This window comes from Paenibacillus sp. FSL H8-0259 (genome assembly GCF_037963255.1).
In the GTDB taxonomy this organism is placed as follows: Bacteria; Bacillota; Bacilli; order Paenibacillales; family Paenibacillaceae; genus Paenibacillus_AQ; species Paenibacillus_AQ phytohabitans.
In genome coordinates, this window is sequence record NZ_CP150147.1 from 7898294 (window position 1) to 7909948 (window position 11655).

Consider the following 11655-nt stretch of genomic DNA (forward strand, 5'->3'; position numbering starts at 1 on the left):
TCCTTAATTCAAGTACTCATTGGTGAACAATGAGCCAATGTCCTGCTGCTTTTTCACAAAGTCCAGATCGATAAGATTCTGCTGCAGCGTCTCCCACGCCGCCTCATCCATCGAGCCGAGCGGAAGCTTCTCCGGCTCCAGCAGCGGAATGCTGGCCTTCATCATGCTGATTTCATGCGCAAGATCAAGCTTTTCTCCGTATTTCAGGCCGAATTCTGCCGCTTCCTCAGGATGCTCCATCGCATAATCCCAGCCCTTCATGGAGGCCTGTACGAAACTCCGGACCATTTCCGGATCCTTCTCAATCACGGACTCCGTGGTAAACAGGGTGTCGGCATAGAAATTGATGCCATAGTCGTTCGGGTCGATAATATTGACTTCCTTGCCCTGCTCCTGCACAGCCAGCACCTCATTAATTACATATCCGGGCCATGCCTTGACCTGGCCGGTCAATAAGGGGCTGAGATCATATTTGATCGGCATCTCTTCGATTTGCGAGGTTTCGATGCCCGCGCTTTTCTCCATAGCACGGAAGGTCAGCTCTTCATTGCCGCCGAGCTTGATGCCCACCTTTTGGCCGACAAGATCTTCCATTGTGGTGATACCGGATTCTTTAAGCGTGAACATTACGAACGGGGTTTTGCGGTATATCGCAGATAACGCCTTAACCGGTACGCCTTTTTCTCTGGCAATAATGATCTGGTCAGCACCGGTTACCCCGAACTCCTCACTGCCCGAAGCGACCATCTGTACCGCCGGAAAATCCGAGCCTCCCGGCCGAATCTCCACATCCAGCCCCGCTTCCTTATAGAAGCCCTTTTCAACTGCGGTATAGAACCCGGCAAACTGCGCCTGATGAATCCACTTCAACCTCAGAACAACCTTCTTAAGCTCACCGGAGCCTTCCGCCCCCTGTCCCTCAGCCTTGCCGGTATCCGAATTGTTGCCGCAGGCTGTAATGAGCAGCATTAGTGAAGTGAGCAGGATAAGCGCTTTGGTTCTGGACTTGTTCCACATGGTGATTCCCCCGTTATGATGTTATTTGGAATACTGGTCATTCGTAATTCGTATTTAGAATTGCTCCAGCGCCTTCAGCACCGCTTGCGAATCACTCACACTGCCGAAGACACCGCCCTGCATTTTGACCATATTGAGCGCTGCCAGGTGATTGGCATAATCCGTAGCACCCGTGCAATCCTCCAGGATCAGACATTCATAACCGCGGTCATTGGCTTCGCGCATCGTCGTGTGTACACAGACATCCGTCGTGATTCCGGTCAGAATCAGATGGGTAATCCCTTTATTCTTCAATATTAAATCCAGGTCCGTAGCATAAAAGCTGCCTTTACCCGGCTTGTCAATAATGTGCTCTCCCGGTATAGGTGCCAGTTCATCAATGATCTGCCAGCCGCGCTCGCCCCGTACGAGAATCCGTCCCGCCGGTCCTTCCGAGCCGATCTCAGCACCGATCTGTCTGCTCCGCCACCGTTTATTCGCCGGCAGATCGGACAGATCCGGCTTATGGCCTTCCCGGGTATGGATAACGGTGAATCCGTTAATTTCCCGGATGCGTGCCAGCAGCCGCCCAATCGGCTGAATCGCTCTGGATGTTAATGAGAGGTCGTAGCCCATTCGCTCCACGTAACCGCCTTTGCCGCAAAAATCCGTCTGCATATCGATAATCATCAGTGCCGTCTTCGCCGGATCAAGGACGCCGTCATAGGGCCAGGTGTAAGGTGCTGCTGTAATCTGCATGGTTCATGCTCCCCTTCCAGAATTCAATGCATGTATTTAATGTTATGTTTATTAACATTAATTTTATATTTCCTGCTGTTTGTTAGATTATATTACAACAAATTTGCAATGTCTTCGTTTTTATTACGAAATAATGCGCTAATTGTTTGTGTTATTCTACATATATAACATAAACATTACATATAAGCCCCGGATTAACCCTATTCATATATTAAAAAAGCCGCCCAACGCAGGCAGCCTCAGCAGCAGTCCGTTCTCCAGCTCAAAGATCCGGCTGTTCTTGCAGAGCAGACTCCTCCCATAAGCTGTAAGCGCTGGGAAACCAGTTTTTCAAGCAATATAGAGCTGCACATTTCAAGATTATTAATAAATTGGCAGAATACAGTTGAAAAATAGCTCCTTAAGTACTAGAATTAAGCTTGTTTGCAGAAGTTCCTGCAGCGCAGGAACCAGTTATGACCTTTTTTGTCGATTACAGTCGATTGAAATCGCCTCATGCTGAGTGTATATCATTGATCTATTTCTAAAGGCAAACTTCCTGAAAGGGTAGGACGCAAAGCAATGGGCCTAAGAATGCTGAGAATCCGCGTTTATGGTCGCCAGGCTGCCAATAGAGACCACGTAAGCCATCAGTCACCGGGAGATCCCCCAGGCTTTATGATGCTCTTTTCTGTACGAATGCCATTGATTATACGAAAAAGCGAGGTTAAGATAATGCCGCAGCAATTCATCGAACCAACCCGATATGATTTCGTGGAATCCTTGATGCTTGAACGGACCGGATTCCTGGATTCTTTCTCTGTGGAGGGCCGGACTTCCGGCGGGATGAATGGAGATAAGGATGGAATTATCCTTGTGCAGAATAATCAGATCTTCATTACTCCCCCGCTCTCTGGCGGCAAGCCCGCCCGGATCTCCGCTGTTCATCCTGTAGTGCTGAAGATCAACTGGAAGACCGTTACAGAGCCTACTGAGGTAACCTCAGCGGATCATATTACCTGGGAAATTTGCGAGAAGCCACAGTATCAGATTACGGTTTCACCTGACAAGCTCAAAGTGCATTTCACCTTGTACCGTGCAGAGAAGTACGCCTGGAATCTGGTCAATTGCCCGGCTTCCTTCGAAGCCGCAGTCCGGGCTGAGCCTAACCGGGCGATGCTGCTGTCCACGCTCACCATAGAACAGATTCTTTCTTCGCTGGATAACCGCTCCATTCTGCGGAATCTGAATATCCCGGCCCTATACGCCGAACTGAACAACCCTACATATCTCCCTGTCTGTATCGCAGAAGGGAGAGCCCCGCTGCCCGGCAAGAAATCAAGGCTGCAGCTATCCCTCCCGGAGCATACGCTCACAGGCAATGGAATGCTCCGGGAGGGACGAACTGCGGAAGCTGCAGATTCCTTAGATTATCTGCGGTTTCCGGGAGCCCCCTTCGCCAGAGAGGGAGAGGTATTCGCCCGCAAGCTGCCGCCCGAAGAGGGAATTCCCGGATTCGACGTAGAAGGAGGCATCTTGCCTCCACCTCCACCGCAGGATATTTATTTCGCAGCCGGAGACAATGCACGGCTGCTTCCAAACGGGGAGATCGCGGCTCTGCGTACGGGCAGACCCCGCATCTGCGGAGACTCCGGCAGCGTCACAACCTGCGATTTCCCGGACCTATGCCTCATCACCAAGGAAATGGCGGCAACAGCCCGTGAGATTATGTTTGCAGGTGACATCGTCGTACCCTCAGATATTGAAGGCCCTATGTGTATTGAGGCGTTAGGGAATGTGTATATCTACGGCAACGTCTGCCAATCTACAATTACGGCTACAGGCAGTATCTATATAAGCGGTCAAGTAACCGGCTGCAGCCTGCACACCGGACTTGCCGGGGTACACCAGCACCGCCTGCACCGCTTCTCCAGTCTTCTGCTGACTGAAGTTGGCGGACTGCGGGAAGCCGCCCGGCTGCTGGCCAAGAATGTAGAATCCCGCCAGCAATCCGTGAAATACGGTCTGGTGGTTATGCTGCTGCTGGAGGATAAGTACAGCCATATAGAGTGCCTGATCAGCGATCTTAAATCCGCACTGCTGTGCATGGAAGGGGCCCCCCAGCCCGGTACGGATCAGCTCAAGCAGATGCTGGAGGTTTTTACCCATCCGGGGCAGTTCACCGAGTTTATCACTGACAGTGTTCTGAACAGCTTCTCCCGGCTGCTGCGTAATCTGTGTGAAGACATTGAACTGCTCCAGGAGGAGCATGTCTTCATTAATATCGCCCGTTCCCATAACAGTATCCTGGAGTCCGGCGGAGAACTGATCCTGCGGGACGCGGACGCAGAAACGGTCTAAGCCTGCTGTAATGTAACCCCTGACAAGTACAAACGGCTGCCCCTCTTCTGAGGGAGCAGCCGTTTGTTTATTCCTTACCCAGACCGGGTACCGGGGTCTGCAGGACACTCCCGGCATTCCGGCCCAGCCTGACATTCACCAGAATAATGCTGCTCACAATCAGCAGCATACCGATGACCAGATTCAACGTAATCTGTTCATGCAATAAGACTACACTGGAGCCGATGGAAATCAGCGGAATCAGAAAGGTGAACGAGCCTACCTTGCCGGCCTCTCCTTCATTGATCAGCTTGAAGTATACCAACCAGCCCAGCGCAATCACGAAGACCGCGATGAACAGTGTATTTATTATAAAAGTACTACTCCAGGTAATATCCGCCCAGCTCTCCGAAGCTGAGCCTGCCGCCAGCAGGATTACCCCGCCGATCATGATCTGCATTGCGGTCATCCACAGCATATCTACTCTGGCTGCATTGCGTTTGGTGTAGACCGTAGCCAGCGCCCAGCTGAGTGCACTAGCCAAGGCCAGCAGTACGCCTATAGGCGAGATACTTCCGGTTAATCCCCCAAGGCTTAACGAGGCTACCCCGAGGAAGCCGATTACGAGGCCGGCGATCTTAAGCCCGTACATCCGCTCGCCCAGCCAGATCCAGGCAAAGATTCCGAGCAGCACCGGCTGCAGGAATACAATGGCCGAGAATAATCCGGACGGCACATACTGCAGGCCAATCGTCTGGAAGCCATAGTAGAAGACGATACTGAGGAAGGCTGACACCAGATAGACGGGCCAGAGCTGGCGCAAATGCAGCTGCTTCCGCTTCGGCAGCGCCGCGATGATTAGTATAATACCGGCAATGACCGTTCGGATTCCGGCGAACAGCAAGGGCGGGGCATACGTTAAGGCAATTTTGGAGAGCGGCCAGTTGATGCCCCAGACAATAACCAGGAACACTAATAAGCCAATGGTTTGCTTCCGCTTCTGCATGAGTTCACCTCTTGTTCTGATTTCTTCCCAAATGATACAATAGATTCAGTCATAATTGAAATGAATTATAATCATGAGGGGCATACCAGATTAGATATGAATAACACTCAAATTCGCCTATTTGTCTTAATCGCTGAGAGCCGCAGCTTCACCAAGGCAGGTCTTGAGCTGAATATGACCCAGCCCGCAGTCAGCCGGGCCATCTCCGCACTCGAAGCCGAGCTGGACGTGAAGCTGCTGCTGCGCGACCGGCGCAGCGGATTGATACTTACGGATATCGGCAAGCGGATTCTGGTTATCTGCCGCGGAATCCTCAGCGGCCTCGATAAGATAGATCAGGAGCTTGCCGCCGAGAAAGGCCTGGAGAAGGGCCTCATCCGCATCGGCGCCTTCCCGGTTGCCGCTGCCTATTTTGTCCCGAAGATTATCAGTGCCATCACTGCCAAATACCCCGGAATTGAGATCAGATTATATGAGGGTTCGGTCGCCGAGGTGAAGGACTGGCTGGCATCACGGTTCATTGACGCAGGCCTGATGATTCCGCCGGTCGAAGGTTTCGCCTCCCTGCCGCTGTTCCGGGAGAAGCTCTACGCCGTATTGCCCGGGGATCACGAGCTTCGGCACAAGCAGATCATCTGTGTGAAGGATCTGGAAGCTCAGCCTATGCTGCTCTGCCGGTCGGGCTATGAGCCTCCGGTAGTGGACTTATTCAACCGGGCCGGAAGCAGGCTGAATGTGAAATACGAGGTCAACAGCTACATTACCGCACTGAATATGATCAGGGAGGGGCTCGCCGTCGGTGTGATGTCTCAGCTCTCCCTCTTGTCGCTGCCGCTGAATGTCGTGGTCCGGGAGCTGGCGCCTGATGCTTACCGCGACATTCATATCGCCGTCCATTCCCTGGAGGAGACCTCTATTGCCGTTCAATTATTTATTGATACTGCACTGCAGCTGTTCTCCGGCAATGAAGCCGCTCCGCCGTCTCCGGCCGCAGCCGGCCTGATTAACGATACCGATAAGGAGTGATTAACATGGAATATAATCGTCTCGGAAATAGCGGCCTGCAGGTATCTGCGCTGGGCCTTGGAACTAACTCATTTGGCAAAAGGGCGGATCAGGAGACCTCGATCCGTATCATTCATGCCGCAATGGATCAGGGAATCAACTTCATCGATACCGCCAACATCTATGCCGGCTCCGAGTCGGAGAGGATTATCGGCCTCGCGCTTGAGGGCAGACGCCATGAGGCCGTCCTGGCTACCAAAGCCGGCCTTCCGAAGCATGACGGGCCTGACGGAAGCGGCTCTTCCCGCCGCCATCTGATGCAGGAGCTGGAAGGCAGCCTGCGGCGGCTGAAGACGGATCATGTAGATCTGTATCAGATTCACACCTTCGACCCCTACACCCCGCTGGAGGAGACGTTGCGCACCCTCGATGATATGATCTCTGCGGGCAAAGTACGTTATGTCGGGGCCTCCAATTATGCTGCCTGGGAGCTGATGAAGGCGCTGGGCATCAGCGAAGCGCGCAGCTGGGCCAAATACGTCTCGATCCAGTGCAGCTATTCGCTTGCCGACCGCACATCTGAAGCAGAGCTGCTTCCGCTGTGTCTGGACCAGGGACTGGGCATCATCCCGTACTTCCCGCTGGCCGGCGGCATTCTCACCGGCAAATATGCCGGCAGTGCCCCTGCCGGTTCCAGAGCGGAAACCGACCCGAATTTCCGCCGCTTCCTTACCCCGGAACGCATCTCGCTCGGGGAGCAGGTTAGCAGTATAGCGGAAGAGCTGGACACTTCACCGGCGGCGCTCTCTCTGGCCTGGCTGATGAGCAGGCCGGCCGTCTCCACGGTGATTGTCGGTGCCACCCGGGTGGAGCAGGTGGAGCATAACCTGCAGAGTCTCTCCGTCCGGCCGGATGCGGCAACGCTTGAGCAGCTGGATCAGGCCAGCGCCGCCTTCCGCAGCGGGGAGCCGTTCGCCGTCTACCGGCTGCCGTAACCGCTGCCGGCTGGACATACCAAAGCGGGCCCACGGTGTACCGTGGGCCCGCTTTTTTGTGCGTTACATAGACAAACCCCGCTTAAGTCACCACCAGACAAGTTACCGGCCCGCGGTGGGACTTGCAGAATACGGCATACATCAGATCCTCACACTTGTCTTGTTGCCGGCAGAATGAAGACTATGAAGTAAGCATTGCAGACATAAGTGTTGTACGTTCTACAACTTTGATTCATAGATAGCCGGTTGTGGCGGAGGATTGTTGTAGGAAATACAAGAATTGATCCTGCTAAGCGCCTGAAGCAGGAGAATTCATGCCTTTTATACAACAATTTTAGTTTTGGGCCGGTTTAACGGGCAAAATGTTGCATTCCGTGCAATATCTTAGAATATTACCGGATCTCTGTCACGGATAATGGATGAATCAGGAAATTCCCGGCAAAAGCGGCCATCCGATAGTCTTGTGAGACATAGCGCCGCAGGTTAGACGGTCAACATTCTGTGTTACACCGCTGCTATAAACCGCTCCATGTCTTCCTGTACGGTGGTAATGCCGCCGATGCCAAAGCTGTCTACCAGCACCTTAGCTACATTAGGTGACAGGAATGCCGGAAGTGTAGGGCCGAGGTGAATGTTCTTCACGCCCAGATGCAGCAGCGCCAGCAGCACAATTACCGCCTTTTGTTCATACCAGGCAATATTGTAGGAGATCGGAAGATCGTTGATGTCGTCCAGGCCGAAGACTTCCTTCAGCTTCAGCGCTATGACCACAAGGGAGTAGGAATCATTGCACTGGCCGGCATCCAGCACGCGGGGAATTCCGCCGATATCGCCAAGCGCCAGCTTATTATATTTGTATTTGGCACAGCCTGCGGTGAGAATCACTGTATCCTCAGGCAGCTCCGCCGCGAAGTCTGTATAATAGCTTCGGCTCTTCATCCGTCCGTCGCAGCCCGCCATCACGAAGAATTGTTTGATTGCGCCGCTCTGGACGGCGCCGACTACCTCATCTGCTAGATTCATGACCGCCGCATGGGCAAAGCCGCCGATAATCTCACCTGTCTCGATTTCTACCGGAGCGCTGCAGCCTTTGGCCTGCTCAATCAGAGCGGAGAAATCCTTCACCCCGTCTGCTCCTGCTGCAATATGCTGAACTCCCGGATAACCAGTGTTGCCTGTGGTGTACAGCCGGTTCTTATAGCTTTCTTTTGGCGGTACGATACAGTTCGTAGTCATCAGAACCGGGCCGCCAAAGCTGTCAAATTCTTCAGTCTGCTTCCACCAGGCGTTACCGTAGTTGCCCACGAAGTGGCTGTATTTCTTGAAGGCCGGGTAATAGTGGGCGGGCAGCATCTCACTATGCGTGTACACATCGACTCCTGTACCCTCCGTCTGCTTCAGCAGCTCCTCCATATCCTTGAGGTCATGTCCGCTGATCAGAATGCCGGGGTTCGTGCCCACACCTATATTCACTTTGGTAATCTCCGGACTGCCGTAAGCCGCCGTGTTCGCACGGTCAAGCAGTGCCATTACATCCACACCGAACTTGCCGCATTCCAGGACCAGGGCAGTCAGCTCGCCCCCGCTCAGGGTATCATCCAGCACGGCCGTCAGGCCTTTTTCCATAAAAGCATGTGCGCCTGCTTCATAGAATCCCAGCACCGCCGCATGCTCCATGTAAGCAGCCATTCCCTTCAGACCATAGGTGAGCAGCTCACGCAGAGAGCGGATATCCTCATGCTCTGTAGCAAGTACACCCACGGTTGCCGCCTTGTCCGTCAGTTCCCCGTCCGTACTGGCGCTCCATAGCGCTGCGTCATGTTCTGACAGATACGCAATCACTCCGGCATCCGCAATTCTGCTGCGCCAGTTATCCCGCAGGGCAAGCCCCTCCCGGATCTTCGCAGTGAAGTATTCCGGAACAAAGTTAGCATTGGTAATCGTAGCGAAAAGGCTCTCTATAATAAATTTCTCTGTCACCGGATCGGTAATGCCCAGCTCACGGCCGCTGCGTGCGAACACCGCAATACCTTTGAGCGTATACACCAGAAGATCCTGCAGATTGGCTACATCACTGGTCTTGCCGCATACCCCCTGAATCGTACAACCCGTCCCCTTGGCCGCCTCCTGGCACTGAAAACAAAACATGTCGCTCATTACACATTCACTCCTTATTATGAATTGGATAGCTGGACAGGACAGCGCTGCGTCCCGCCTTTACAGTTACCAGTAATTGTAGTAGACTTTCGTCTATCAATCGGTAACGGATGTTACCGATTATTATGAATTCGGAGGAAATGTATGAAACCGGAGCCTGCCGCGCTGCAAGCCTGCCTGTTATTCCGCGGGAAATCCGCAGAAGAGATCGAACTGCTGCTGCATACGCTGGCCTATACCGTCAGCACTTACCGCAGGAATGCCATCATCCTCGCCGAAGGCGATCCGGCTGACCGGCTGGGAATTCTGCTCTCCGGCCGGGTCGAGGTGCAGAAGACGCATTCCACCGGCAGCAGCGTTACCATCGCCCACCTCAAGGAAGGACAGACCATCGGGGAGGCTGTGTTATTCCGCAGGGATAATGTAGCCCCCGCCACGGTAACAGCAACGGGACCCTGCAAGGTGATGTTCATCGGCAAGCAGGAGCTGCTGCGAATATTCGCTGCGGACACAGATATCCTCACCCGCTTCATTGAGAATCTGTCCGAACGGCTGGTGCTTGTTAACCGGAAAATCGAGAACCTGTCCGCCGGGCCGCTGCGGCGCCGGATCATAGACTTCCTGCTGGAGCAGGGCACGCAGCAGGCCTCCGATACGCTGAAGCTTCCCTTCAGCCGCAAAGAATGGGCCGGGCATTTGAATACCGCCCGTCCTTCATTGTCCCGGGAGCTTGGATTCCTGCGCGATCAGGGCTGGATTGACTTCAAGGGCAGTGAAATCACACTGCTGGACCGCAGCCGGATGAATGATTACCTCCTGAGCCTGCCCTCTTCAGCAGGCAACCTGTGAAGAACGTCCCCGGTGCAGAGCAGACCGGGCTAGACTAGACGAACCCTATAGATTCACCCGAGGAGGATGCAAGCATGTTGCAGTTAACCGCCCCCCATATCGACCAGCTGCTGGCAGAGCATAGACAATGGTTCAGCAGCGGAATCACGAGAACCCCCGGCTTCCGGCTGGAGCAGCTGCAGAAGCTGAAGGACGCTATCAAGCGCAGCGAGCCCCGGATTATCGCCGCCTTGAATAAAGATCTGCGTAAGAGTGAATTCGAGGCGTACGCCACCGAAATCGGATTTACGCTGGACAGCATCGGCTATATGATGAAGCATCTCCGGCGCTGGATGAAGCCGGTTAAGGTAAGATCACCGCTGCACATGTTCCCGGCGAAGAGCAGCATTCTAGCAGAGCCTTATGGGACTGCACTCATCATCGGACCTTTCAATTATCCGTTCCAGCTGCTGATTGAGCCGCTGATCGGGGCCATTGCCGCCGGCAATTGCGCGGTATTGAAGCCTTCCGAGAGTACCCCTGCTACTTCGGCAGTCATTGAAGACATGATCCGGGAGACCTTTGACCCCGCATATATCCGGGTGGTGCAGGGTGAGAAAGAAACGACAAATCTGCTTATTCACGCGAAATTCGATTATATATTCTTCACCGGCAGCGTGCCTGTAGGCAGAATTGTCATGGAGGCGGCAGCGAAGAATCTGGTGCCTGTAACCCTTGAGCTGGGCGGTAAAAGTCCGGTCATTGTCGACAAGACCGCCAATCTGGAGGCCGTGGCCAAACGGATCGTATGGGGCAAGCTGATTAATGTCGGGCAGACCTGTATCGCCCCGGATTACCTGCTGGTCCATAGCGATGTTGCAGCTGAGCTGATCGGGCGGATTAAACACAACATCACCGCATTCTACGGAACGGATATCCGGCATAACACAGACTACGGACGGATTGTGAATGAACGCCAGCTGCGGCGGATTGAAAAGATGCTTGAGCAGGACCGCGATAAGCTGATCCTGGGCGGCAGCGTTGTGCCGGAGGATCTCTACATCGAGCCGTCCCTGATCTACCCGGCTTCCTGGAGCGATGCCTTGATGGAGGATGAAATCTTCGGACCTGTGCTGCCGATTATGGAATACAGCCAGATTAGCGAAGCTATCCGGAGTATCAACGATCACCCCAAGCCGCTCGCCCTCTATCTGTTCACTGAGGATAAGCAGGTCGAGGAACAGGTGATGGGCAGCGTTTCCTTCGGGGGAGGTTGTGTGAATGATACAATCTCCCATGTAGCCAGCACTCATCTGCCGTTCGGCGGTGTGGGGAATTCCGGGATAGGCGGCTATCACGGTAAGCATAGCTTTGAGCTTTTCTCCCACCGCAAGAGCATTGTTAAGCGAAGCACGAGACTGGATTTCGGGATTGTCTATCCGCCATACGGCAATAAGGTCAAGCTGGCCCGGAAGCTGCTGAAGTAGAGGATTAAGGAGACCGGATAGCCCTCTACCCCACTTTTGCGCAAAAGAAAAAACAAAAAGGAAGCCTCCCCTGCTAAAAGGAACTTCCCTTTTTGTTGTTATA

At 53.6% G+C, this 11655-nt stretch carries 9 protein-coding genes and 1 riboswitch; of the genes, 5 read left to right on the top strand and 4 right to left on the bottom strand.

The window, feature by feature from the left end; all coding sequences use genetic code 11:
- Nucleotides 1-3: 3 nt before the first annotated feature.
- A complete protein-coding gene (locus tag NSU01_RS33940; protein ID WP_042140361.1) occupies nt 4-1017 on the bottom strand; it encodes an ABC transporter substrate-binding protein in 1014 nt (337 codons plus the stop codon).
- A 54-nt stretch (nt 1018-1071) separates the two neighbouring features.
- The gene (locus tag NSU01_RS33945; RefSeq protein WP_076243593.1) at nt 1072-1755 is read right to left on the bottom strand and encodes an isochorismatase family cysteine hydrolase; all 684 of its coding nucleotides are present in this window, start codon (nt 1753-1755) and stop codon (nt 1072-1074) included.
- A 518-nt stretch (nt 1756-2273) separates the two neighbouring features.
- A riboswitch (cyclic di-GMP riboswitch) is annotated at nt 2274-2367 on the top strand.
- Between the two features lie 102 nt (nt 2368-2469).
- On the opposite strand from NSU01_RS33945, the gene NSU01_RS33950 reads away from it, so the two are divergent.
- Entirely contained in the window at nt 2470-4095 is a 1626-nt protein-coding gene (locus tag NSU01_RS33950; RefSeq protein WP_042140363.1) for a flagellar assembly protein A, read from the top strand.
- Between the two features lie 67 nt (nt 4096-4162).
- On the opposite strand, the gene NSU01_RS33955 is transcribed toward NSU01_RS33950, so the two are convergent.
- Nucleotides 4163-5080 (bottom strand): DMT family transporter, encoded by a 918-nt coding sequence (locus NSU01_RS33955; RefSeq protein ID WP_076243594.1) that lies wholly within the window; start codon nt 5078-5080, stop codon nt 4163-4165.
- A 96-nt stretch (nt 5081-5176) separates the two neighbouring features.
- Between NSU01_RS33955 and NSU01_RS33960 the strand changes: the two genes are divergently transcribed.
- Together NSU01_RS33960 and NSU01_RS33965 are read left to right on the top strand one after the other, a co-directional pair.
- On the top strand, nt 5177-6106 hold the full coding sequence (locus tag NSU01_RS33960; RefSeq protein WP_076243595.1) for a LysR family transcriptional regulator: 930 nt from the start codon (nt 5177-5179) through the stop codon (nt 6104-6106).
- 5 nt (nt 6107-6111) lie between these two features.
- Entirely contained in the window at nt 6112-7080 is a 969-nt protein-coding gene (locus NSU01_RS33965; protein ID WP_076243596.1) for an aldo/keto reductase, read from the top strand.
- Nucleotides 7081-7584: 504 nt separating this feature from the next.
- On the opposite strand, the gene hcp is transcribed toward NSU01_RS33965, so the two are convergent.
- The gene (hcp, locus tag NSU01_RS33970; RefSeq protein ID WP_083705475.1) at nt 7585-9237 is read right to left on the bottom strand and encodes a hydroxylamine reductase; all 1653 of its coding nucleotides are present in this window, start codon (nt 9235-9237) and stop codon (nt 7585-7587) included.
- 144 nt (nt 9238-9381) lie between these two features.
- Between hcp and NSU01_RS33975 the strand changes: the two genes are divergently transcribed.
- Together NSU01_RS33975 and NSU01_RS33980 are read left to right on the top strand one after the other, a co-directional pair.
- Entirely contained in the window at nt 9382-10086 is a 705-nt protein-coding gene (locus NSU01_RS33975) for a Crp/Fnr family transcriptional regulator (protein WP_042140367.1), read from the top strand.
- A gap of 74 nt (nt 10087-10160) precedes the next feature.
- Nucleotides 10161-11552, top strand: a complete 1392-nt coding sequence (locus tag NSU01_RS33980; protein WP_076243597.1) for an aldehyde dehydrogenase — start codon at nt 10161-10163, stop codon at nt 11550-11552.
- Nucleotides 11553-11655 lie beyond the last annotated feature (103 nt).